Annotated in this window: 25 protein-coding genes and 1 tRNA gene; 22 read left to right on the forward strand and 4 right to left on the reverse strand. The window is 35.8% G+C overall.

All coding sequences use genetic code 11. The features are described 5' to 3' along the window. The first annotated feature begins 27 nt into the window (after positions 1-27). From MUW56_RS09440 to MUW56_RS09525, 18 genes are all read left to right on the forward strand, one after another. Positions 28-6,900 (forward strand): RHS repeat-associated core domain-containing protein, encoded by a 6,873-nt coding sequence (locus tag MUW56_RS09440; RefSeq protein ID WP_292012950.1) that lies wholly within the window; start codon positions 28-30, stop codon positions 6,898-6,900. 6 nt (positions 6,901-6,906) lie between these two features. Next, on the forward strand, positions 6,907-7,446 hold the full coding sequence (locus MUW56_RS09445; protein ID WP_292012951.1) for a hypothetical protein: 540 nt from the start codon (positions 6,907-6,909) through the stop codon (positions 7,444-7,446). A gap of 99 nt (positions 7,447-7,545) precedes the next feature. After that, a complete protein-coding gene (locus MUW56_RS09450; protein ID WP_292012952.1) occupies positions 7,546-8,376 on the forward strand; it encodes a hypothetical protein in 831 nt (276 codons plus the stop codon). Between the two features lies 1 nt (position 8,377). Further along, entirely contained in the window at positions 8,378-9,307 is a 930-nt protein-coding gene (locus tag MUW56_RS09455; protein ID WP_292012953.1) for a hypothetical protein, read from the forward strand. Between the two features lie 36 nt (positions 9,308-9,343). Continuing rightward, the gene (locus MUW56_RS09460) at positions 9,344-9,598 is read left to right on the forward strand and encodes a hypothetical protein (protein ID WP_292012954.1); all 255 of its coding nucleotides are present in this window, start codon (positions 9,344-9,346) and stop codon (positions 9,596-9,598) included. 81 nt (positions 9,599-9,679) lie between these two features. After that, entirely contained in the window at positions 9,680-10,165 is a 486-nt protein-coding gene (locus tag MUW56_RS09465) for a hypothetical protein (protein ID WP_292012955.1), read from the forward strand. Continuing rightward, a complete protein-coding gene (locus MUW56_RS09470) occupies positions 10,104-10,487 on the forward strand; it encodes a hypothetical protein (RefSeq protein ID WP_292012956.1) in 384 nt (127 codons plus the stop codon). The genes MUW56_RS09465 and MUW56_RS09470 overlap by 62 nt, the downstream gene beginning before the upstream one ends. A gap of 4 nt (positions 10,488-10,491) precedes the next feature. After that, complete coding sequence (locus tag MUW56_RS09475; protein ID WP_292012957.1) at positions 10,492-10,857, forward strand: hypothetical protein; 366 nt, start codon at positions 10,492-10,494, stop codon at positions 10,855-10,857. A 140-nt stretch (positions 10,858-10,997) separates the two neighbouring features. Further along, the gene (locus MUW56_RS09480; protein ID WP_292012958.1) at positions 10,998-11,507 is read left to right on the forward strand and encodes a hypothetical protein; all 510 of its coding nucleotides are present in this window, start codon (positions 10,998-11,000) and stop codon (positions 11,505-11,507) included. A 7-nt stretch (positions 11,508-11,514) separates the two neighbouring features. After that, positions 11,515-11,880: a hypothetical protein gene (locus MUW56_RS09485; RefSeq protein ID WP_292012959.1), complete on the forward strand. Its 366-nt coding sequence runs from the start codon at positions 11,515-11,517 to the stop codon at positions 11,878-11,880. A 300-nt stretch (positions 11,881-12,180) separates the two neighbouring features. After that, positions 12,181-12,555 (forward strand): hypothetical protein, encoded by a 375-nt coding sequence (locus tag MUW56_RS09490; protein ID WP_292012960.1) that lies wholly within the window; start codon positions 12,181-12,183, stop codon positions 12,553-12,555. After that, on the forward strand, positions 12,552-13,118 hold the full coding sequence (locus tag MUW56_RS09495) for a hypothetical protein (RefSeq protein ID WP_292012961.1): 567 nt from the start codon (positions 12,552-12,554) through the stop codon (positions 13,116-13,118). Before MUW56_RS09490 ends, MUW56_RS09495 begins: the two co-directional genes overlap by 4 nt. Positions 13,119-13,148: 30 nt before the next feature. Beyond that, a complete protein-coding gene (locus MUW56_RS09500; protein ID WP_292012962.1) occupies positions 13,149-13,622 on the forward strand; it encodes a hypothetical protein in 474 nt (157 codons plus the stop codon). A 275-nt stretch (positions 13,623-13,897) separates the two neighbouring features. Beyond that, positions 13,898-14,200, forward strand: a complete 303-nt coding sequence (locus MUW56_RS09505) for a hypothetical protein (protein WP_292012963.1) — start codon at positions 13,898-13,900, stop codon at positions 14,198-14,200. A 53-nt stretch (positions 14,201-14,253) separates the two neighbouring features. Next, positions 14,254-14,601, forward strand: a complete 348-nt coding sequence (locus MUW56_RS09510) for a hypothetical protein (protein ID WP_292012964.1) — start codon at positions 14,254-14,256, stop codon at positions 14,599-14,601. 289 nt (positions 14,602-14,890) lie between these two features. After that, entirely contained in the window at positions 14,891-15,610 is a 720-nt protein-coding gene (locus MUW56_RS09515; protein ID WP_292012965.1) for an AAA family ATPase, read from the forward strand. 139 nt (positions 15,611-15,749) lie between these two features. Then, positions 15,750-15,823 (forward strand) — tRNA-Asn (locus tag MUW56_RS09520). A gap of 365 nt (positions 15,824-16,188) precedes the next feature. After that, positions 16,189-18,717: a DUF5686 family protein gene (locus tag MUW56_RS09525; protein ID WP_292012966.1), complete on the forward strand. Its 2,529-nt coding sequence runs from the start codon at positions 16,189-16,191 to the stop codon at positions 18,715-18,717. A 35-nt stretch (positions 18,718-18,752) separates the two neighbouring features. On the opposite strand, the gene MUW56_RS09530 is transcribed toward MUW56_RS09525, so the two are convergent. The 3 genes from MUW56_RS09530 to rplU all read right to left on the reverse strand — a co-directional run bounded on the left by MUW56_RS09530 (position 18,753) and on the right by rplU (position 20,514). Beyond that, the gene (locus MUW56_RS09530) at positions 18,753-19,142 is read right to left on the reverse strand and encodes an integrase core domain-containing protein (protein WP_292012967.1); all 390 of its coding nucleotides are present in this window, start codon (positions 19,140-19,142) and stop codon (positions 18,753-18,755) included. Positions 19,143-19,668: 526 nt separating this feature from the next. Further along, positions 19,669-19,926, reverse strand: a complete 258-nt coding sequence (gene rpmA / locus MUW56_RS09535) for a 50S ribosomal protein L27 (RefSeq protein WP_002984034.1) — start codon at positions 19,924-19,926, stop codon at positions 19,669-19,671. A 12-nt stretch (positions 19,927-19,938) separates the two neighbouring features. Beyond that, positions 19,939-20,514, reverse strand: a complete 576-nt coding sequence (rplU, locus tag MUW56_RS09540; protein WP_292012968.1) for a 50S ribosomal protein L21 — start codon at positions 20,512-20,514, stop codon at positions 19,939-19,941. A gap of 184 nt (positions 20,515-20,698) precedes the next feature. Between rplU and MUW56_RS09545 the strand changes: the two genes are divergently transcribed. Together MUW56_RS09545 and MUW56_RS09550 are read left to right on the forward strand one after the other, a co-directional pair. Then, positions 20,699-21,586 carry a metalloprotease gene (locus MUW56_RS09545; RefSeq protein WP_292012969.1) on the forward strand — a complete coding sequence of 296 codons (888 nt, stop codon included), beginning with the start codon at positions 20,699-20,701 and terminating at the stop codon, positions 21,584-21,586. Positions 21,587-21,705: 119 nt separating this feature from the next. Then, the gene (locus MUW56_RS09550; RefSeq protein ID WP_292012970.1) at positions 21,706-22,806 is read left to right on the forward strand and encodes an acyltransferase family protein; all 1,101 of its coding nucleotides are present in this window, start codon (positions 21,706-21,708) and stop codon (positions 22,804-22,806) included. Positions 22,807-22,868: 62 nt separating this feature from the next. Here MUW56_RS09550 and MUW56_RS09555 read toward each other — a convergent pair whose 3' ends face one another. Continuing rightward, on the reverse strand, positions 22,869-23,909 hold the full coding sequence (locus tag MUW56_RS09555; RefSeq protein ID WP_292012971.1) for a porin: 1,041 nt from the start codon (positions 23,907-23,909) through the stop codon (positions 22,869-22,871). 402 nt (positions 23,910-24,311) lie between these two features. On the opposite strand from MUW56_RS09555, the gene MUW56_RS09560 reads away from it, so the two are divergent. Then, a complete protein-coding gene (locus tag MUW56_RS09560; protein WP_292012972.1) occupies positions 24,312-24,893 on the forward strand; it encodes a tRNA-(ms[2]io[6]A)-hydroxylase in 582 nt (193 codons plus the stop codon). A 25-nt stretch (positions 24,894-24,918) separates the two neighbouring features. Continuing rightward, positions 24,919-25,536 (forward strand): DUF502 domain-containing protein, encoded by a 618-nt coding sequence (locus MUW56_RS09565; protein WP_292012973.1) that lies wholly within the window; start codon positions 24,919-24,921, stop codon positions 25,534-25,536. The last annotated feature ends 37 nt before the right edge of the window (positions 25,537-25,573 follow it).

The following is a 25,573-nucleotide window of genomic DNA, read 5'->3' on the forward strand; positions in this document are numbered from 1 at the left end:
CAGGACAATTTACAAAAAACAACAAATATGAAATTTATTTTATCATTTATACTGTCCTTGTGTTCAGTATTGGGCTTTTCGCAGACCATACTCTATCAGGCAGAAACCACATCCAGAACTGTTCAGGATCCGCAGGCAGTGGTTCTTGCGCAGGGTTTTCATGCTAAAGCAGATGTTTCCAATCCTTTTATTGCTAAAATTGGGCCTTCAACAGATAATTCGGGAGGGGGACCTGTGGATTCAGGAGCAGGAGCAAGTAATCCATCAGGAACTACTGCACCACAGGGACAAATTTTCCATGATACCAAAGGGAATATTGAGGTTAACGGAGCTGGCCAGTTACAATTCACTCTACCCATTGCTTTACCACCCGGGGTGAAAAGTGTAGCACCACAAGTTAATCTGGTTTATACCAGTGGTGCAGGGAATGGAATTGCTGGCTATGCCTGGAATTTATCTGGTCTTACAGCTATTTCAAGAATAGGAAAGACCATTGAAAAAGATGGAGAAGTTAAGGGAATACAACTGGATTATTCTGATTATTACAGCTTCAATGGTCAAAGGTTAATTCTTAAATCCGGTGAATATGGAAAAGATGGAGCAGAATATGGTACTGAAAAATACTCCAATATTAAAATAAAGTCTGTGGGAGCCATTACAGGACAAGCATGGCAGGGACCTGAATATTGGGAGGTGACTTTTGAAGACGGATCTCAGGCCTGGTATGGAGCTGCTGCTTCTGGGAATAGTCAGGCAAGGACTCCGATGGAATATAATATTGTAAAATGGAAGGACAATAAAGGCAACTTTATTACCTATAACTATACCCAAAGTAATAATACTGCTTCCATTAATACGATTCAATGGGGAGGCAATGAAGGGCTTGGAAAGGCTCATTATAATCAGATCAACTTTTACTATTCTCCCAGAAATGTTCAGGAATCATCTTATGTTAGGGGAGTTCCTTTACTACAGGATAAAATTCTAAGCACTGTAGTGGTTAAGACAGGTAATGTAACGTTTAAAAGCTATTCCATCAACTATTCTGTTGAAACGGTAAATAATGATTCCAATAAAAGGGTTAACTACCAGTTTGTAAAAAGCGTGACCGAAGGTAATAGCGTAGGAGATGCCGCCAATCCGGTTACATTTGCTACAAAGCCATTGACTACCAGCAGCAGTGAAAGTAATTTTGCAGATTACAACAATATTGTTACGACCGGAGATTATAATGGAGATGGATTGGTAGATTTTATCGTGATGCAGCCTGCGCAAAATGGCAGACCGGATGGATACTATATTTATTTTGATGCTATTAACAGCAGCAATCCTTCTTTTGTCTACTTAGGCTCTTCAAGTACTTATTGGCCAAGCAGCAGCTTTACTACATTTAACATAAAATCGGCGGATAATTATATTAGAACGAAGCAGGGACTTATTATCTCCAAGGCTAATTCAGAGTATAACCCTCCCTCTACAGGGAACATAGAATTAAAGTACTACTCCATTAAAAGTGATGCGTCCGTTTTAAACACGTATAACAACCCTTTAGTGTTGGAATATTCAAAAACAATACAGAGTTCCAGCTATGAATTCAGTAGCCCGACATATCCTAATAGCGGAAATGGTGACAATGTCTCACGTCTTTCGAATCTGAAAGAAGTTGATATTGATTCTGATGGGATGTCTGAGCTGGTTATGGGCATAGAGGATCAAAAATGCCGTTATGTAGTCATTGTTCCTGATCCGCCTAAAGGAAGATGGGATTGTAATACATTAGGATATCGGTATATGGTTGTAGATAATGATGACATACAAAACAACACCATCCATGTTATACCGGATACCACTCCTAAAAATATCCTGAGCAAAGGAGGAATTATGGATTTTGACAATGATGGGAAGCAGGATATCGTTTTTGTAGACCCTACTGGTACCAATACAGATGTTACTTTTTTTACCAAAGAGTATATGAATGAAAATGGTCCGTCTGTCAGCAGGACTTTTAGTACCCCAATGAACAGTGTTCGGCAATATGAACTCAGAAAACAAAATAATGCCTATATCTTAAATCTGAAAAATATCCATTCCGTAAAAGGACTTGTAGATGGACTTCAATTTGGAGATCTAAATGGTGACCGAAATATTGAAATACTTTTACCCTTACATGAAAATGCAACAAATGATATCTATACCACCGGATGGTCTATTTATTTAAATAGTGGCATCTCGTTATCAGAGAGCATTCAGGGGCTTATGTACTATAAGAAAGTATCTCAGAATCCAACAACACTTGTAAATTATTCCCAAGCCGGACTGATCGACTTAGACAATGACGGGAAAAGCGATATTGTAAACTCTACCGTAATATTTGCAGCTGCTAATAATCAATTATCTACATGGTTTATTGATAATTATACAGAACCCTATTATAATCCCGGAAACACAGAATTTAAATGGCGTTTTACAAAAAAACAACTCTATTATTCACAAAGAGATAAAGTAATAGTAAGTCCTTTATTTGGAGATTTCAGAGTGAATAATAGCTCTTCTAAAATACTTTTTTTACTAAAGAGCGTAGATAATAGTGAGAGAAAGCTTATAAGTTACCAGCATTATAATCTGAATGCTGATAAAAATATTTCAAGCATCTTTCAGGCAGGTCTTCAGTATGATATCGATTATAAAGAGCTTGATCCTGTAGTGAACTCCAATTTCTATGCTCCGGTAAAAAAAGAGCAGTATCCCTATGTAGAAATGGACAGGCTATCCCAGATGTATGCAGTGACTCAAATCAGGATGTCTGGCAAAAAGCAGGATTTCAGGTATAGAGGGTATATGGCGAATTTACAAGGGAAGGGTATCATCGGATTTCGTCAAACTGCCCGTTCTTCGTGGTATGCCGATGGCTTTGAAAACACCAAAATATGGAGTGGAACAGAGATAGATCCTTTCAACGAAGTTGTTCCGGTAAAAGAATGGTCAATAAGAACCAATAACGAAAATATGATCTTTCCTCCGGATATTTCTGAGAACAACTCCCAATTACTAAGCTTCAAATCAACACAATATCAAACCGATAAATTGTTGAACGGACAAGTAGTCACATCGGTAGCTAATGCTGATAAACCCAAGGTTGTTACTGCAATAGTACCAAAGAGTACCAAAACCAAAGACTTTTTAACAGGCAACATTACCGAAAGCAGCATTACCTATGGAGAATATTATCTTCCTGCCCAAAGTATTGTCAATATCAATAACGGCTATGGCATCACTACTTCCACCTTCGATTATACTCACAATCCCTCTGGAAACGGGGCAGACTATTACATCGGACGTCCTAAGTCTAAAACAGACATAGGACAGGCTTATGGTGACACCAAATCTGCTAAGGAAGAATACACCTACGAAAACAACCTGTTGAAAACCCTAAAAATAGGGAATAGGGATAATACTGGTTATTTACAGGAAACCTATATTTACGATGGCTTTGGAAATACCATTCAGAAAACTGTAAGTAATAGTGTTGATTCCCAAACCCAGACCACCAAAGCAGACTATGATCCTAAAGGAAGGTTTGTCATTAGAAAAACAGACAACTTAGGATTACAGACCGGTATTGTATACAACGATTGGGGACAGATTCTGACCCAGGTCGATCCCTTAGGAAATATTCTCACCAATACTTATGATAACTGGGGTAAATTATTAACTTCTAAAACTAATTTAGCAGGAACGACAACGTATCAGTACGAAAAAGATTATTTCTCTAATTTGATCATTACACAATACGATCCGGATGGGGATATTTCCAAGAAAACCACCAATACATTAGGGCAGGAAATTACGTCTTCAACCAAAGCTTTTGGTCAGGGGTATTTTGTTTTGAAAGCTACCCAGTATGATATTTTAGGTAGAAAAATAAGAGAGTCCGAACCTTTTTTTGAAGGACAAGGTGTTAGCCAATGGAATACCATTGCCTATGATGACAGCGTATTCCCTGCTAAAATAACCTCCACTTCCTTCACCGGAAAACAAATGGAGACCAGCATCTCAGGATTAACAACTACAGCCAAAGAATCAAATCCTGCGGCTTACGGAAGAATCACCACTAAAACAGCAGATGCTCTGGGAAACACTATCACCACTACTGACAAAGGTGGAACGATCACATTTTCTTACAATGCGGCAGGTGAGCAGATAAAAGCTCAATATGCCGAAAACATTGTCACTACAAAATATGACTCCTGGGGAAGGAAATCTGAATTCAATGATCCTTCTAACGGACTATATAAGTATGAATATGATGGTTTTGGACAACCTAAGAAAATCACCAGTCCGAAAGGAACCAAAGAATATACCTATAATAGTGTAGGACAACTGATCACTCAAAAAGAGCTTTCTACAGCAGATGGCGGACAAGCAACTGATAAAACCATTTCTTATTCATATGACAATAAAGGAAGGGTTATTTCAAAATCCGGAACCTCCAAAGGTAAAGCGTATAGCTCCAATGTTTCTTATGACCCACAAGGAAGACTACTGTCTTCCTCGGAAAATAGCAATGGTAAATATTTTATTCAAAAAGGAATTACGTATGACGATAAGGCAAGAGTAATATCTTATGAAAAACAATTATACTCTTCCGGGATTCTTACCAAAGTACAGATAGAAAATATATACAGCGCATGGAACGGTGAATTATACCAGGTAAAAGATAAAACTTCAGGTAAAATCCTGTGGGAACTTCAGGAAACCAATGTTAAAGGTCAGCTTCTTAAAGCCAAATTAGGGGCTGCCAATGTGAATAACGTTTATGATACCAATGGCTTCCTGACTGGCGTCAATCATTCTTCGGCAATTAAACCAAGTATTTTACAGCTCTCTTATTCATTTGATGCGATCAAAAATGAGCTTAAAAGCAGAACCACCGGAGGAGATTTTAATATTGTAGAGACCTTTGATTATGATGGCAATAATAGGCTCGTCAATTGGACTAATCCGGTAACAGGAGTTAAAGTACAGAATGCAACCCGTAACGTTTATGATGCAAAAGGAAGAATTCTGGAAAACGATCAGGTGGGAAAAATCAAATTTGATAATTCTGCAAAGATCTATCAGCCTACCGGAATGACATTAAATGCTACTGGAGAACAGAATTATAATAATGATCTGATCCAAAGCATTACCTATAATGAGAACAATGATCCTGTATTCATTGATGGAATGAAAGGAGATGTTGCCTTCCAGTATGGATTAACTTCAATGAGGCAGAAAGTAACTTATGGTGGAAATTTCAGCAATGATGCAGAAGGTAAATTCACTAAATTTTATAGTGAGGATGGGAGCTTTGAAGTGGTAAATGATAATACAACTGGAAAAGAAAAACACATTCTTTATATTGGGGGAACTCCTTATGAAAGTAATATTGTATATTTAAAAAACTTTACAGAGAATAGCGGTTCTTACAAATTCCTGCATAAAGATTATATAGGAAGTATTTTAGCTATCAGTGATGAAGCAGGAAATACGCTGGAACAAAGACATTTTGATGCCTGGGGTAATTTTACCCATCTTCAGATAGGAAGCGGGGCTATTATCACAGATAAAAATATAATTGACAATACATCGTTATTATTAGAAAGAGGCTATACAAGCCATGAGCATTTTGCAGAAGTAGGCATCATCCATATGAATGGAAGGTTATATGACCCACTATTGAGGAGGTTTTTAAATGCAGATGAAAATATACAGGATCCTTACAATACTCAAAATTATAATAAGTATGGGTATGTAATGAATAATCCTCTGATTTATAATGATCCCAATGGAGAGTTTGTATTTGCCATTTTTGCTGCCCTGCCTGTTTTTTGGGGAACAGTAGCTACAGCAGCAGTTATTGGGGCGGCTATAGGCGCTGTTTCTTATATAATGAGTGCGTCTTTCTCCAGTAACTGGAGCTGGGGCGGTTTCCTGAAGTCTATTACCTTTGGGGCAATAAGCGGGGCTGTGACTGCTGGAATAGGAGGTGTATTTAGTACCGCAGCGAGTGGTTATCAGGCTGCTAAGGAGTTTGCAAGTACAACTTTAGGGGTACTGGCTCAGGCAGGAGCTCATGCCGTGGCGCAGGGCGCATTATCTTTAATGCAGGGTAATAATTTTGGACAAGCTTTTATTGCAGGAGCTTTGGGAAGCTTAGGAGCCAGCGCATTCGGAGCCATTGCTAAAGGGGCTGCCAATTCTGCCATAGGACAAATTACTTTTGGAGCTCTGGCAGGAGGTGCGGGTTCTGCTTTATCGGGAGGGAATTTCTGGCAGGGTGCTTTGATTGGTGGTACAGTCGCAGGGTTGAACCATGCGATGCATAAAGTTGCAGCTATGACTGAATATAAAGAAAAGCTAACAAAATTTTTAACAGATAATGGTGTAAATCCAACTGATAAGGCAAATCAAGCGACTTTAAATACTTACAAAACTATTTTCAAAGAATATTGGGATCAAAGTGCACAATGGGCAGAATTTGCAGATGGAAAAACTATTGCACAATGGGAAAAAGGAGACAATTCTAAATTGTCAATTACTACGAGAGGAACTTTAAAACATAGCCAAGGAGGCGCTGCTTGGGGAATTACAAACGCCAAAGGAGAAGTAATTTTAGCACCAGGCCTTCTTTCAAAAACCAATTATAGACTTGCATCTATATTTATACATGAAATGAGACATTCTATTGATTATGTTTCAGGATTTTATAAGACATTTTGGCAATTACCTAATATTACCTATATCATGGAGTATAGAGCATATTTTGAAGAACACAAATGGACGGGAACTATGGATGCGGAAGGTTATAATAATAAAGTAAAAATGGGATATGTACCCTCTTTCTTACTCATAAAATAATAAAAAATGAAAAGATTTTATTGCTTTTTTGGAATGTTTATATTCGGACTTTACTTTTCCCAAATAAAAATAAATAAAAGAAAAGATGTAGAAATTTTCTTAATGGATTCAGCTGTATCGATGGAAAGGTATCTTGATGCAAATATAACATACAAATACAAAATTGTAAATCATACAAATAATAATTATATTATAGATCCTCAAGGTTTTCGGGGTAAAACTTATGTATATGAATGTAATGAATTATACAGTCGTCCAGAAAAGATGATCCCAAAAGGCTATTATTCGAGAGACTTAGAAGATTGTAAAGAAGATTTTATACTATTAAAAAAGAAAGAGTCTTTAGTAGTAGAAATGGCTATTTTAAATATTGACTTTTTTTACCATATCAAACCTAACAAAAGTTACTATTTAGATATTGAGTCTAAGCATAATGAGTATACTGCTACATTATTAGGCTGTACAGATTATATTAAAGATTTGAAAAAACAAGGTTATAAAGTTTTTGAGGATAGAATAAATGTTAAGATACCGCTAAAGCCTTAAATGATGTTGTTTACTCTTTGGAATTAATACTTTTTTTGAGACAAAAAATTTATACTTCTTATTATACTCACTTTAATATTTCTCAAATTCCTGTAGCAGTTGTTACAGGAATCTACCACAATAACTGGTTATCAGGCTGCTACGAAATTTGCAAGTACAACTTTAGGGGTGTTGGCTCAGGCAGGAGCTCATGCCGTGGCGCAGGGCGTATTATCTTTAATGCAAGGTAATAATTTTGAACAAGCTTTTATTGCAGGAGCTTTGGGAAGCTTAGGAGCCAGCGCATTCGGAGCCATTGCTAAAGGGGCAGCCAATTCTGCCATAGGACAAATTACTTTTGGAGCTCTGGCAGGTGGTGCAGGTTCTGCCTTATCAGGAGGAAACTTCTGGCAAGGTGCTTTGATTGGGGGTACGGTAGCTGGATTGAATCATGCTATGCATATGGAGGGCGGACCGGGTAAGCCTGGTAAAGGTACTCATGATTGGTTAGGAGATGGGAAAGATGTTGTCTATAATGGAGAAGCTTATTTTGGTTCAAATTATATAGGACCAGGACCAGATATAGATCCAAATGAGTTACTTAGAGCTGGATTAAAACCTCTAGACGCAGTTGACCAAGCCGCTTTCAAACATGATCGAGCTTACTATGAGGCAAGTACAGGAGGAGTAAAAGGAGCATTATTCGAAAAATCAATAGCGTATGCAGATATGACTTTAGCCAAGGATGCTAAGAATGTTATTAATGGATATAAAAAAGGACAAATAGATCCTATTACAGGACAAAAAATATCTCAACGAACTTATAATATGGCTAGATTAGTTTATGCAGCCTTCAAAAGTATTGATTATCAAAAATCTGTAAGAATAAATATTAATACTAAAGTTAATCATTTTTATAATACTATTATTAATCAAATACCTCGAAGATAAGATGAGTAAGTTATTTTATATATTTTTATTATTTTTTTTATATTCTTGCAATAAAGATAAGAAGGAGTCACGTTTAAATGGTTTTGATATTTCGCCCGATATTAGAAATATAGTTTTTTCTTACAAAGAAGATTCACTATACCATATTTTTACTAAACCCATTAATAACGGAAAAGCATCTGTTATTTTTAAAGGTTTGGGAAACTATGTTAATCCTAAATATATTGATAATGGTAAGACTATAGTTGCTTTATGTTATTCTCGCAACAAATTAGCTCCTGAATTTCATTTTTACAATATAATCACTCATAAAATCACTCATAAAATTAAAGTTGATAGTGGATTTATATCTGATTATACATTTTCATCAAATAAAATATTTTATCTACAAGCAAAGGCTTTTCAATCATATTCTCCAATTGTACCAAAATCTTATCATGATTTTGATATCTATGAATTAGATTTAATGACTTGGAAATCAAAGAGAATTTCAAATTTAAATTCATATTCTATGCGAGAAATTTTAAGCTTGGGGCAAGATTGTTTATTAATTTCCAGACAAGGAGAACCAAATGAAAGCGGTTTGTTTTTGTTCAATACTAAATTGGGGGTAAACAATTCGAACCCACTTAGTAAAATTATGATTGAAAATGACACTTTGCGAAATTCTACTATGTATAGTAATCCTGTGGTACTAACAAATAAAAATATATTATGTGCATCATCATATCAATTGGTTATGTTAGACCTAAAGGTTAAAAAAGAATATCCTATTTTCCCATCAACAGGCTATCATTACAATATTATAAGAAATGTACAAGATGTAATCTTTTATCAACAAAATGATGATACGGATAATATTTATTATTTTAATTTATTTAATAAGAAAATAAACACCTTAAACATTACTCCTGACAGATCAGATTTGTAATTCTTTTTTCCAATATAATTGCAAAAACATCATCAAATGAGTAAAAAAGATTTTGAAGAAAACAAAGAAAAAGATGACAGCTTCATAGAGGATTTTGAGGATTGGCATTCTCGCAAGTATAGTGATGAATATCGGTTTAGAAATAAAACTCCTTTTTTTATAAAAAGCCCTAATCATTTAATACTTGGCATCTTGCTTATATGTGTTCCACTTCTCAGCTTAATAGTAACTATTATTTTAGATTTTGGAATGAGTTTTTATTTGTTTTTTATAATGTTGTGTTTTCCTTGACTTTTCCAAATAATAAAACATTTTAAGTCCAAATAATCGCATTTTTGAAGAGCTTAATGCACCAAATTCCTGTATCAATTGATGCAGGAATTTACCACAACGATTAGTTATCAGGCGGCTATGGAATTTGCGAGTACAACTCTAGGGGTACTGGCCCAGGCTGGAGCTCATGCCGTAGCGCAGGGCGCATTATCTTTAATGCAGGGTAATAATTTTGGACAGGCTTTTATTGCAGGAGCTTTGGGAAGCTTAGGAGCCAGTGCATTTGGAGCCATTGCTAAAGGGGCTGCCAGTTCCGCCATAGGACAAATTACTTTTGAAGCTCTGGCAGGTGGTGCAGGTTCTGCCTTATCAGGAGGAAACTTCTGGCAAGGTGCTTTGATTGGGGGTACGGTTGCAGGGTTGAATCACGCAATGCACGAAATTGGGAATGAATTGACTCAAAAAGAACCACAGCAGAAGAAAGAATCTTGGGATTTAGATGGCGATGGAAAAATGGACTTAGGTGAAGCAAACAATTGGTATAGAAAAGGAAAGGGGGCAGGCTGTCACCTTAGATGCAAGTAAAATATATTTAGACTTTGTTGATACCAAGGGGTGGGTTAAAGGAAAAACATATAATGTCCAAACTTTAACAAGATCAAGTGATGGTAGAGTTTTAGGAAATATTACTGTTAAATATCTTGGAAATAATCAAGTAAGTATACTATCGGACACATATAATTTTGAGCAACACGGAAAATTTATGGACAGTCCTTTCAGAAATGCAGCAACAGTTGTTGGTAAATGGTATGCAGGACAAGGAGGAGTTGATTTTCAAATAAATTTTAAAGGTATAAATACTATAATGCTAAGAGTCTACAATTTTGAAAGAGGACCTAAATACTAATTATATGAAATACTCAATTTTTATAACAATTATCTTTTTTACAATATTTTCTTGTAACAATTCTGATAAAGTTGAAAAACTACCTTTAGGCTATGAAGTTTTGCATGAGGGAGGAAGGCAAAATAGATTATTGAAAAATAATGAACTAATTATTGATAGTGGATTAGTCGAGTGTAAATTTAAAAATGATTATTTATTGATTTCTGTAGATACTACTTATTCTATGAATCCAGAAAAAGTAAGTAAGAAAAAATTGAAATATTTTATACAAGATTTAAAAAAAGATACTATTATCAAAAGAATATCTTTTAAAGATCTTTCAAAGATTATAAAAGACAAATCTTTAGAAGATATAGATATTACAAAATAATAGAGTTGCTATATTGGTAAATTACTTTTGGAGCTCTGGCAGGAGGTGCGGGTTCTGCTTTATCGGGTGGTAATTTCTGGCAGGGCGCTTTAATCGGAGGATTTGTCGCTGGATTGAACCACACCATGCACTTAGGTGATATGGAACCTGACAATGGCTATGATAAAAATGGCAAGAAGATCAATAATAATGGAGGAGATAAAACCGATTATATGTATGATGACAATGGAAAAGTAATAGGTTCTACAAGCGTTAAAGTTACTACAACACAAGGAGGAGAGCTTAATTCAACATTTGAAGGATACGGATTCAGACATTATAATCAGGGAACCGGAGGAGCTTTGTATGATCCGAGTTTTGATATAATGAAAGATTATGTTGTGGGAGGTGCGGTATTTAAAGGGTTGAGTGTATTATCAAAAGGAACATTTATGTTTGAAAAATTAGTTTACAGAGCAGGTGGACAAACTACTTTTTCTATAAAATGGATGAATCAAGCTAAAAACTTCATGTTCAGGTTTGAAAGACACAATATACCTTCTCCAAAGATAGGATATAGAACACATATCAATCTTAATAATTTTTATAAAAAGACCAATGCTCATATTTATTTAAATCCAAAGTATTGGAAACATACAACACTTAAATAATTTATAAATGGAAAATAATGAAATTAATAAGTACAGAAAATTTATGTTGTATGAAGATGGTAATACTTATATGTTTGAAAACACAATCGGACTTGATCAAATTACAGTATCAATAAATGATCATGATATTTATATTCAATATAATAAATTAAAAAGAAGAATACCTTTTCAAGAGAACCAGAGTAGGGTTTTCAATGATTTTGTTTTAGGGAATTATTACATAAAAAATTATTATCATGATAAAAGTTTATTATATTCAAAGTTCATTTGGAAAAATAAAGAATTGAAAAAATTTAATTTCCAAACTAAATATGGTTTTGTACAATTTAAGAAAATCAATAAAATAGAGCAAGTTCAAGGTATAGCTTGGTAAATTTGGAAGCTTAGGCTCTTCTGCCTTCGGAGCTGTAGCGGGCAATGCTGCCAATAGTGCAGTAGGGACAATTGCTTTTGGTGCAGTAGCAGGTGGTATAGGTTCTGAGCTTTCAGGTGGTAATTTCTGGCAGGGAGCATTGATTGGCGGGGTCGTCGCTGGGTAGACTATGCTGATGCTGATAGTAGTTCTGGAGGAGCGACTAATGATAATAAAGGAGATGTATTAAATTGGTTTAATGAAAAAGACGGAGGTCTCTATAAAGTTGCACAAAACGATCCAGGTGTTCCGGAAGGTACAGTGAGAATTTATACTCACGGAAATGCAAAAGGTATACAAGGGCCAAATGGTGAATGGATAAAAACTACAAATCGATTTGATGAAGTTCTAATGGAAAGAAGCCCAAGCTGGAAAAATTACAGAGAAAACGGAGGTGCTATAAAAATAGAGTTAATGTCTTGCAACACTGGTAGAACGACTAATGGTATTGCAAGTAGAATTTCGCGGGCTTTTATGTTTTCTTCGGTTATGGCTCCTAATAATTATTTTGTTGCTGCGAGAAATGGTTCGTGGAGCGGGGTTGCAGGACAATATAATTTAATCAATCCCGGAAGATGGAACAACTTTGTTAATGGACAAAATATAACAGGTATATACGATAGATATAGAAAATGAAAAAACCAATAATTTATTTAGTGCTTTTGATTTTTGCAATTAATTGCAGTAACAAGAATAAAGAAAATATTATGAAAAATGCTGATACATATAATACAGATTCTGCTTTACCGGATAAACCAGATACGGCAAACATTATTGTAGACACAGCTTCTATTTTTAAAAAAGATGAATTAGAAGAATATAAGAAAAATGTGATTCGCAAAGGAGATCCCAATTCATTTACTAGGCTTATAATTCATTATGAGGACAAGTCCAATTATAAAGAATTACATAAATATGCTCTTATTATGGCAGATAAATACCACAATGGGGATGGCTATAGTCAGGTTTTTATAAATATTATTGCAATGAATAACAACAATGAGTATGATGATATTACAGATTTTGCGAAAATAAATGAAAAGGCAAAATCTGAAGCATTAAAATATTTGGAAAAAGGAGCTAAATTAAATGATATTGATTGTATGTCAATGCTATCAGAAATTTACAGAAATGGAATTGGTGTTGAGAAAAACGTTAAAAAAGCGGATGAACTCAAGGAGAAAATAGAAAAAATGTAATAATTTGAATTTGTCCCCGCCGCAGGAACTGTGCTTACCTTGACAGACAAAGTGGCAAGTGCTATGGCTCAGGGATTGGTACATGGCTTTTCACAAGGTATTTTATCTATGATGCAGGGGGCAAATTTTGCTCACGGATTTGCCAGTGGAGCTTCTTTATTTGGAGGTCTTGCAGGTAGTTTTGCCAACAGTGTAGCAGGAACAGTAGTATCTGGTATGGTGTTGGGCGGTGTAGGTTCTGAGCTTACAGGTGGTAATTTCTGGCAGGGAGCTTTGATTGGCGGGGTTGTAGCAGGGCTTAACCATACAATGCATGCGGAAAAGACAGCAGTAGAAGATAACGATGATGGGGATTGCCCTACTTGTCCTAAAAATGCAAAACAATGGCAAACGTATACAACAAATAACTATAATGCATTTGACAAGGAGTTTTGGACCTGGGATCAATTCATGAAGCAAGACTTATTTATTCATATGGCAAATGGCATGAAATTAAAGATATAACAGGTGACGTCCCTATTGGACCAGCTGGTGTAGGAAAAGGACTAAAAATATTACTATCTAAAGAATCAATAAAATCAAAAAGTCTTTTAAAAACTTAATAATTGAGCACCAGTCAAAATTAACAAAATATATGCTAAATCCTGACAAAGATGACAATGTTGGTATTCTCAAAAAAGCGCCTAATGAAGTTGTTCAAAATAAAATTATCCAAAGTCGAATTAAACACCTGCAACATGAGCTAAAAACATTTCATAGAAATATAAATAATATACTCAATGGAAAATAATTTAGAATTAAAAATTCATGATATTAAAAAAATTTTAATAGATAAATTAGACATAATTGATGAAACTATATTTATTGATCAAGATTTATATTGGAATATACTTGATACTGAATTATATGATGTCTATAAAGATCCTAAGGAGTTGACGATTGGAAGTATTGTAGAGGACTATGAATTCATTAGCGCAGTAATAGAGGGAAATAGAGATATTATTGATTATGATTTATATAAACTATCATCTATTTTAAAGTTTTTAGGAAAAAGTATGTTGATTGCAAAGGCTCAAAATTAAAGAACATATAGATTGAAATTTGAAGTGGCTCTCTTTTAAATATAAACGACGTATTGCAATTTGAAATAGGAGAAGAAGCATGCAAAAGAGAATTTGACATAATTCCGATTCCTCCTTTTGATTTTATTGAGAACAATTTATCATTAGAACCACATGAGTTTTTTGGACAAATTGATAATTTGTTCGATCTTAAGATTTCTGCTTCTGTAATTCTATTCTACAATGCAGATATTTTAATGAGAGTAAAATACAAGATAAGAAAGAACGTAGTAAACATACTCATCAAAAAGATTGAAGAATCAAACTTGCTTATTCCTAAAGAGATTTCTTTGATGGTAGCGTATGATAAGAATATTACTATCTTTAAATATGAAAGTATCCAATTACACCAATTGCAATAATTACATCCTTACATTCTAAAAATAAGATTAAATTTCTGCTGCAACAATTTCTCTAAAAGGATGAAAATTTTTGATAATAAATGCAAACACAAAATTAGATAAGTAATTAAAAATCAACTAAATGAAAAGGAATGCAAATAAGTAGTAAATATAATAGACTGACTGTTAATCAGAGGGTCGCTGGTTCGGGCCCAGCAGGAGGAGCCAAAAAGACTTACATTTCTGTAAGTCTTTTTTATTTGCATATATTTTGCTTAACAGGGATTGGTAATAATTAATGATATAAACAATGCCTTATTTATCCCGGATTTACTTAAAAGACAGCCACCCAGAACATTTCCCTTTCAATCTTCCTTTTCTACGTAAAGGTTTAGACCTGAGACTTAAAAGCAATGTCACTTTTTTCGTCGGAGAAAACGGAATTGGTAAATCAACCCTGATGGAAGCCATAGCAGAAAAATGCGGTTTTAATGTTGCCGGAGGGAACCGAAATCACAATTACAGTTTCCATAAAACCGAATCCCCATTATCGGAATACCTTACCCTTTCCTGGAATATCAAAACCGCTCAGGGATTCTTTATGAGGGCTGAAAGTTTCTTCAACTTCGCCACATATATTGACGAAGTAGCCCAAGAGGACGGAAGGATCCTGGATGCTTACGGAGGGAAATCCCTGCACCGGCAATCCCACGGGGAAGCTTTCTTATCCTTATTCCATAATCATTTTCGAAACGGAATCTATATCCTTGATGAACCTGAATCTGCTCTTTCCCCGCAAAGACAGCTTTCTTTACTATCTATTATCCATACATTAGAAAAGACCGGAAAAGCTCAGTTCATTATTTCCAGCCATTCCCCGATTTTAATGAGCTATCCGAATGCCGAAATCTATTTATTAAATGATAAAATTCAACGTATCCACTATAAAGAAACAGAGCATTATCAGCTAACCAGGGATTTTTTAGCATCTCCCGAGAGCTATTTCCGGCATTTATTTGAAGACATTTAGACGATACATCAAAATCAATGAAAATATTTCTTACTGAATTTCAATATATTTAGTTTAAAATCATAGATTAATAGGGATAAAATTTGCCTGATATTAATATTCCTATTATATTTGCATCACTTAAAAAAATAAGGAACATTCCTCCTTAGCTCAGTTGGTTAGAGCATCTGACTGTTAATCAGAGGGTCGCTGGTTCGAGCCCAGCAGGAGGAGCAAAAAGACTTACAGCAATGTAGGTCTTTTTTATTTTTACTCGTTCAGAAAGGTCTGTTGATTCTATCTTTATGTTATACAGTCAGGTTACTTCGATCGGAAGTTATTTTTAAGCATTCTATATCCCATAAAGCCCTTCAGGCAGCCTTACTCAATCAGTATATTAAATGGCCACAGCTCCATCATTAATTCACTGATTCTTCACATTTTACCTTATCAATTTTCCTGTTTAAATTTTAATAAATACTCGCTTTATTTTCGTTACATTTGCTGTTTTTACTTTAAATTGTAAAAATATTTTATTTTTTATATTTTTTTAAATAATCTGCATACTTTTTGTTTGTGCTAATTGCCTGAAGAAACGAATGATGTTAAACAATAATTCCAAACACAAATATTTATTTTTTTTCCTGTTTTTTACCAGTCTTGCCTGGGCTCAAAACAAAGCTAGCGGCAGAATTGTAGATGAAAAAAACAATAAGGAACTTAGCAAGGTTGATATTTTTATCAACAACAACAAAACCCCATCCTTAACAACGACATCGGGCAGTTTTGCGGTTCAGTCTGACAGCATTATTTATCAATTAAAATTTTCCAGAAAAAATTACACTGCTGAAACCGTGGAGATTACCCCTGAAAATGCTGATAATATATTTGTACAGCTTTCTCAGGCGGCAGTGAGCAGCATTCAGGAAATTGTAATCAACACCGGAAAAACCAAATACAAAAGCAAAAAAGAAAATCCTGCTTATGCTATCATGCAGAAAGTCTGGGATCGTAAAAGAAATAACGGGCTTGAAAAGTTCGACACCTACTCGTATAAAGAATATGAAAAGACTCAATTTGACCTGAACAATCTGGACAGTGCATTTATGAAGAAAAAAATCTTCAAAAAGCTTGATTTCATTTTCGATTATGCAGATTCTACAGCCAGCGGAAGATTAGGGCTTCCTATTTTCCTGAATGAGGCAGTGTACGAAAATTATGGAAAGAATAAACCAGAAAAAGATAGTAAAAGGACTTTGGTAGCCCAAAAAACCTCCGGATTTCAGGATAATCAGGTGATCACTGTTTCAGCGAAGAACCTGTACAGGGATATCAACATCTACGACAATACTCTGAATTATTTTGATATCGGATTTCAAAGTCCCGTAGGATCTGACGGATTCTCAACTTATGATTACAGCCTTGTAGACACCATTGCCATCCGTGGAGAGCAAGCTTTCCATATCAGATATCAGCCTAAAAGAAAGGATATATTGGCATTTCAGGGGAATCTCTATATCGATACGGACACTTATGCCGTCATAGGGGCAACTCTAAAATCGACACAGAAAATTAATGTAAATTTCGTCAACAGCGTTTCTACTCAACTGGAATATGACAATCCTGATGAAACAACATTTCTTCCTAAAAAACTCGTTACAGAATTTGAAATAAGTCCTTTTTCCAAAAAGAAAGGCTCTAAAAGTATTATTGCCAGAAGATCGGTCGATTATTCCGACTATGAATTTAATAAACCCCTTGATCCCAGTGTCTTTAAGCGAAAAGAGGAGGAATATGAAGACAAGTTTATTGAAAAAGATGAAGCGTACTGGACAAAGGCAAGGCCAGACACCCTATCCAGGGCAGAACAGGGAGTTTATAATATGCTAGACCAGCTGCAGCAGACCCCAAAATTCAACCGAATAGTTAAATTATTTGAAACGCTTGGATCACGTTATTATAACGCTTTTAAAGGCATAGATATTGGCCCTATTTTTTCAATATATGGAAGAAACAAAGTGGAGGGAGACAGAATAAGATTAGGAGCAAGAACTTACTTTGGGCTTAACGACATGTGGAGAGCCCAGTTTTATACAGCCTACGGATTTAAAGACCAGCAGGTAAAATATGGTGTTGACGCCAGATATATGTTTAATAAACTCAACAGATTCATGATTGGGGCAGGAACCAGCAGGGATATTGCCCAGCTGGGAGGACAATTAACCAGTGGAGACGGTCTCACCACCGGGCCGCAGTCTACTTCAACATTCTTTGCAAGAGGTGAAAATAATTCTTTAAGCTCTGTGAACCAAACCAGAGTATTTGCAGCCATTGAACCCTGGAAAAACATACAATTAAGAGTAGACGGGGTAATGCAGAGCATTAAATCTGCCGATCTGGAACTCTTCAATCTTATGTATTATAAAGACGGAAACTTAAGAAAAACAGTTAATGACTCTCATGTTACCTTCAGTATCATAGCAAAACCAGGCGCAAAATTCTCTCAAACCGGGATAGATAGATATCAGGCAAGAAATCTGGCTCCAACAATCGTCTTAAGATACACCAGAGGAATTGAAGGTCTTTTCAATGCCGACTTCAATTATGACAAGCTTCAGTTTATGTTGTCCAAACCATTCCTTATCGGGACCTTGGGTAAATCAATTGTCAATATTGAAGCAGGAAAGAACTTTAATACCGTTCCGCTGGCACTACAAAACATCATTCCTGCCAACCTTTCATACGGGCTGGTTCCCAATACCTTCTCCCAGCTTAATTATTATGAATTCGTAGCAGATACTTACGTCACCCTTAACCTTGAACATCATTTCAACGGAAAAATACTTTCTTATATTCCATTGATCAAAAAACTCAAACTGAGAGAAGTAGCTTTTATCAGAGGAGCATACGGAACTTTAAGTGATGCTTCAAAAGCGATTAATGTGGAAGGATTTAAATATTCTGCCCCAAGCGAGCATATTTATTATGAATATGGCTTTGGAATTGAAAATATCGGGATAGGAAATCTCAGACTGTTTAGAGTTGATTTCAACTGGAGAGGAAACTATCTCGACAGGCCAGGAATCTCAAAATTTGGAGTTAAAGCCGGAATTCAGGTAGAATTCTGATGCAACAATGATTAGTCCTGAAAATCCGATACAGATTAAAGGACAAAAATAAACACGTAAGCAAAAGCTTTTTTGCTTTGGTCTTTGTTTCTATAGGTTTTTACTCTTATTTTGGATTGTCTGTGCATTTGATTTGGAGTTAGATAATAATTTGAAAAATGAGATCGTAAATCATTGTAAATCTCAATAGATTCATCTACCATTTTTCTTCTTAGAGCATTGTTAATAGTATATTTATCAATATCAAACTCATATTTTAAAATGCCATTTATACTCTCAGCAACTGCATTTTCATAAGGATCATAGTTTTGAGTCATGCTGCATTTCAATTGATACTTTTCCAGGATCCTCTGATATTGGTTCGAACAATACTGTAAGCTACGATCAGAATGCTCTCCTATTTTAATATGTTTAAAATGGGACACAATAATACTTTGAGATCCAATGCGCTGATAAAAATTAAAATTCAATTAAAACTCAAACAAAACCGCAGTTTCAGAGAAACTACGGTCTTATGACAAATTTATCTAATATAATATAAAAGCATCAAGTACAATACTCAGATATCCTACTAATTACAATCATTTAGTCAAGACACTCTGACCATGTACATGACTGCGAAAGCATACAGTTGGATTTCTGCCATGGCTCCACCTGCACCATTCATCACATGACTGGAACATGGAAGGACAAATGGCGGCTACTCCGCCACTGATTTTTTTCAAATTTGCCTTCGTTAATTTTTTTAAATTTTTCATAGTTATTTTGTTTTAATGTACACCTACTCTATATGCTTTTCGGCCACCGCAAGTCATTTGTTATTTGATAGTTAGCAAATATATAAATATTTCACAAAGAATTGAATACTCATAAAAAAATTACCCAGTCTGCTTGAACAATAAAAAAAGCCTCAGCAAATGCTGAGGCTTTAATTTTTATAAAACGCTTATATTATGCGTTCGGTTCTACAGATACGAAAGATCTGTTGTTTGCTTTTTTTCTGAAAACTACTTTACCGTCTACTAATGCAAACAAAGTGTGGTCTTTACCGATTCCCACGTTATCACCTGGGTGGTGTTGAGTACCTCTTTGTCTAACAATAATATTTCCGGCAATAGCTTCTTGTCCTCCGAAAATCTTCACACCTAATCTCTTAGAGTGAGATTCTCTACCGTTTTTGGAACTACCGACTCCTTTCTTGTGTGCCATTTTATTACTGGATTATTTATTAAGTGCTTTAAATTGATCGATATTCTTAATGATAGCAGCATCTACTTCTTCATGAGTAAGAACATTCTTTTCTAATTCAACTTTAACTGCTTTACCTAAAGTAATTAAAGTTTCTCTGTTCTCTTTAGACTGAGACAAGTTGTTTTTCTTTAAGTGATAGTTCAGCTCATGATCTTCACCAAAGTTAACCGTTGCGTTGTCAGAAAGAACTTCACCTTTCACAGTTTCTTTTTTAGCAGCTTTTTTAGCTCCTCCTTCAAAACCTGTAATACCCGTGATTACGATTTGAGTTAAAGATTGTCTGTGACCGTTTTTCACTTTGTAACCTTTTCTTCTTTTCTTTTTGAAAACGATTACTTTATCAGCTTTTACGTGGTCAAGGATCTCTGCTTCTACAGTGATTCCATTTACAGCTGGGGCGCCTACAGTGATTGCACCGTTTACAGTAAGAAGAACTTTATCGAAAGAAACCTTTCCTCCTTTATCTCCTTTTAAACGGTTTACAAACAACTTCTGGTCTTGCTCAACTTTGTATTGAAGCCCTGCTATTTCTACAATTGCAAACATTGTTTATAAATTTTTAGTTATTTCGAGGTGCAAATATACAAATAAATTTCTAAACTGCTTACAATCAAAGCAATGTTTTTTTTGAATAAATACTATTCACTCTGTTTTGAATAATTTTTAACATTAATATATTCACACTTAAGAGATAATTTCATACCTTCGTTTTACCAAAACCACTATTTTTATGAAAAGAAACTTTAAATTCTGCTTACTAGCAGGCTTTATCGCTGCAATTTCATTAACATCATGCAGCGATGACAAAATGGAAGACAATGTCTTACCTGAACAACAAACATCAAGTGCAAAAATTGAACAGCCGGGAGCGCTTGAAAAGCTCTGTTATTATGTGGACAACTACTGGAGCTCTTCTGCAGTATTGAAAACCACACTACAGAGCACTACAGACACCAACTTCATGAACGCTCAAATGACTAAAATTGCAAGTCTTTGGGGCAGAAGCAATCCCACGCTACGATTTGTAGATGATCCCTCCAATTTCAATTCAACGTACAACGCCATTTCCTATTCTACAGGAAAGATCTATTATGGTTATGCGATCTATTATGATGCCAAATCAAAAGGCGGAGATATTGTGAATGCCATGATTCTTGCCCATGAATACGGCCATCAGCTGCAATACATCTTTGGGCTTCCCTCTGTAAGCGAAAGCACAGCAAGACCCAACGAACTGGAGGCTGACGGTTTTGCCGGCTATTATTTAAGAAGACCCAACGGTTATAACAAGACCAACTTTACAGAAATTGCCGCGGCCTACGAATTTGCACAAAGCATAGGAGATTACCAGACTTCCAGTCCGGGACATCACGGAACGCCGGCTCAGAGAAGATCTGCCGTTCGTCTGGGATTCCTTTTAGGACAGTATGATCTCACAGCTTCCAATTTTGACTACAACTTCTTCTACTATTATCAGGGAGTTTTAAATGGCACGTATAAAATGGCTAAGAACACCGTAAGTCCGGAAATCGATGCCTACATGAGTCAGTATATTGACGAACTTAGAAAAATTCAGACAGGAGAAATTTCAGCCGAAGAGTTTAAAAATCTCAAATAATACAAACATTCATTTTTAGCATATTTAACAAAGGAGGCAGACAATCAGGTTCTGTCTCTTTTTTATGACTTGAAAAATCGCAGAAGTTTATTTACTTTTGATCCCCATATCCTACAACAATGAACAGAGATCTCTATATTGATTTTGCGAAAGGTCTGGCCACACTTTCTATCATATTTATTCACACCACATTCTGGTCCGGGCAGTTTTACATTCCGGCAGAAGTAAGGGTATTCTCTCTTGTTTTTGATGTAGCCCTTTTTTATGCTTTGAGTGGAATCACCTCAGGCTCAAATATTGAAAAAACATTGTACAGACTCCTAAAGTTACAGATCACGTATATGATCTTTGTAACCTTCCTTTTTTTCCTCGACTACTTTTTCAAGGTTTTTGGGCTCTCTTTCTTCTCGATGGAATGGCTGCAGAATTTTTACTCAACCTTCGGTTCAAAATATTCAACCACCAGTATTTCTTCTGTCCCGCAATGGCAGAATCTGGGAAACTGGTACCTTCATCAGTACACCAATGCCGATACTTTTCCGGTAGTCATGGGAAGCTTCTGGTATCTGAAGGTCTATTTTATTCTCACCGTCTTTGGGGTATTGATTCTGAGATTTTTCCCCAAACATATTCACTGGTTCATCGGACTCTGTATTGCCCTGACCCTGGTATTCAATATCTTTCCTGAATATTATCCGACAGGTCAGGTAGGCTATATTGCCTTCTATCTGGCTGTATTTTTAATTGCCAACAGGATGCGTGGAAAAAAGATTCCGGGTAAAATGATTCCGGTCTTATACACGCTTGTTGCAGGAGCCCTGCTGTGGATGTTCTGGTACTACGGAAGTGATATCTTTTATAAAATCAATAAAAATAAATTCCCGCCCAAAATCCCTTACATCATCTGGACCTTATTTTCTCTTGTCACTTTATTTACACTTTATAACAGACTAAAGATCTCCAAAGAAAATTATATCACCTATATCGGTAAAAATGCTATTTTCTTTTATTTTGCCCAGGGAATAAGTTCATCTTTAGTGTATTTCCTGGTAGTTCCTTTACAAGAAAACATGCCCTGGTGGATATTAATGAGCCTTATCTATTGTATTAATATCATCTTAGCATTCGTCATCTCAGCAGGATTGCAAAAAGTGGATACCGCCGGATGGACTATTTTAAGACTCCTAAGAAGCAAAACAGCAGAAAGTAAGGGAAACTGATCTTATTCTTTGAGCTGAAGTATACTGTAAGATTGACCAATAGAAATCAGAAAATACTCTTATTATAAACTGAATGATCTGCTGAACTTCTTTGAAAGGTCAATTCTTAATCCTAACGTAAATACACTTTTTTCATTTTCGCCAATAGAGGTTTTGCCAGCCGAAAACCTCTGTTCGCTATATATCTGAACGAATTTAACTGGATGATATGAAACCCCTATAATAAAATCATTTTTCTTAAATCCGGGATACACCTGGTATTGTCCGGAAACCTGCTGAATATGATTCACATCAGGCTTATACAAATTGTACCCCGCCAGAATAAAAACCTTCCTGAATTTATACCTGCCAAAAATTTCCAGTCCTTTAGCATTAAATACCACCGTAGACTTCACGCTATTTCCCGAAGGCTCATCGTACGTCCCTTCTGAAAAATCTCCGTTTTTCTGCAGTACTCCAACCACACTAAAATCAAGGGTAGGATTACTGTACCTGGCTCCCAACGAAAAATAGTCCGGATGGCCCGTAAGCCCCATAATCCTTCCGCTATTGATAAGGTTTTCACTAAGTAAGGCCCGGTTATAAGCAACACCGGTAAAAAGCCCATGGAGAAGCTCTACCTGAAGAGACATTCCGAACCCGTCTATAAACTTACCATTATTTCCACCTCTCGCCTGAATCTGGCCTCCCACATAAAAAGAGCCTATTCTGTTTCGGTAAATAATGGACTGATCCGCTCTTCCTGTACCGGTTTCTCCTCCATCTGTTCCGCCGATAAACGTAGCCGAAGCCCTGGCTCCGAACACATTAAACCGGTCTGTATAAGAAGTAATATCCCGATATACACTCCATTGTTTACCTATTGTAAGAACTCCATATTGACCAAAGTCCAGTCCCAGATACCCTAACCGGTTACCAAAAACCTGCTGCTTCTGCTCAGACTGAAGGGTCAGAAATCCTCCTGAAAGGCTTCCGTCAGCATTAAAAGACGTACCGCCTTTAAACATATTTACCTGAATTTCGCCTCCTGCGATGATTTTCCAGTTTCCTTTTTTTATATCGATTTCCAAGCCGATCCTGGAAGCATTTTCCTGCACTTCCATCGTCTTGTCATAAACAGCCAAAGTGTCCGCGAAGGCTTGTATAAGGTTTAAGTGATATTTCTATAGAATCGATTGTATCTTGACCGTATACCAATTCTGCAGGCATCAAGAACATTAAACAAGTCATTAATAGATAAGATAATTTCTGAAGATTCATCTGATATTGTTCTCTGGTAGATTAGTCGATTAATTTTCATCACAATTTAACGTATTAAATAATGAAAATCAATACAATGACCACTTTTCAGTTGATTTTATATGAATTTCAATACGTAAGGATCATTCTTTGACTTCCAACCATAGACTCTTATTCTTCAAGAAAAACCAAACAAAAATGAAATTCTGCAGAAACAGAAGTATTAAATATGTCTAATTTGTATTAAATTTACAAAAATTTATAACATGTTTAAGTTGAAACTTCCTACCGATCCAAGGTGGGCAAATATTGCAGAAGGAAACATTGAAGAAATTTTAACGGACCATGCGTGGTGTGAACAAAAAGCAGCTACCAATGCCATTACATTGATCACTATGCTTCCTGAGTATCCTGAAATTGTCACAGAACTTCTTGCCATAGCACAGGAAGAGCTTGATCATTTTAATCAGGTTCATGAAATCATCAAAAAAAGAGGATATACGTTTGGAAGAGCACGAAAGGATGATTATGTCAACCAGCTGGCCAAGTTTATCATTCAGGGAAGCCGGGAAGACCTGATTGTGGATAAAATGCTTTTTGCTGCCATGATTGAAGCCAGAAGCTGTGAAAGATTTAAAGTGCTTACAGAAAACATTAAAGATGAAGAGCTTAAAGTTTTCTACAGGGAACTGATGATCTCTGAAGCCAATCATTACACAACATTTATTGCGTTCGCAAGACAGCTGGGAACAGATCCCGAAACCGTAAACAAACGTTGGGAAGAATGGCTGGAATATGAAGCAGACATTATTAAATCCTACGGAAATAAGGAAACCATCCACGGTTAAAATATAAAATAGTAAAGAGTATACATTGAAGAAGCCAAGCTTTGAAAATATTGCCAACCTTTTCCTGAAGAACTTTTTCCAGGGACTGCTGATTATTGGTCCTATCGGGCTTACTATTTTTGTGATTTGGTATATTGTCAGTGCTATTGACAATCTTATTCCATCTCTTGCCAAACAGGTTCCGGGGCTTGTTTTTGTATCCATTATACTGTTTACTGCTATTTTAGGCTATTTAGGAAATAAATTCGTAGTCGGGAGGTTCTTTTTTGACACCATGGATAGTCTATTGGAAAAAACTCCTGGCGTAAAGCATATTTATACTCCTACAAAAGATGTGATGTCATCATTTGTGGGCGATAAGAAAAAATTCAATGATCCTGTATGGGTAAAGACCAATGAAAATCCTGAAATCTGGAGAATCGGTTTTTTAACCCAAAAAGAAATGTCAGACGTTGACAAACACAATTATGTTGCGGTATACCTGCCCCACTCCTATGCTATTTCGGGCTGGGTAATTGTGACTGAAGAAAAAAACATCAAACCGGTAGTGGGAATGACTGCAGCTTCAGCAATGAAGTTTGCGGTAAGCGGCGGTGTAGCCGGATTCCATTCCGATGAAAATATATTTAAAGCGCCTGAGTAATCCCCTGCTCTCCTTTTAAATATACTTTGATGAATTT

It is taken from the genome of Chryseobacterium sp., from assembly GCF_022869225.1.
Lineage (GTDB): Bacteria > Bacteroidota > Bacteroidia > Flavobacteriales > Weeksellaceae > Chryseobacterium.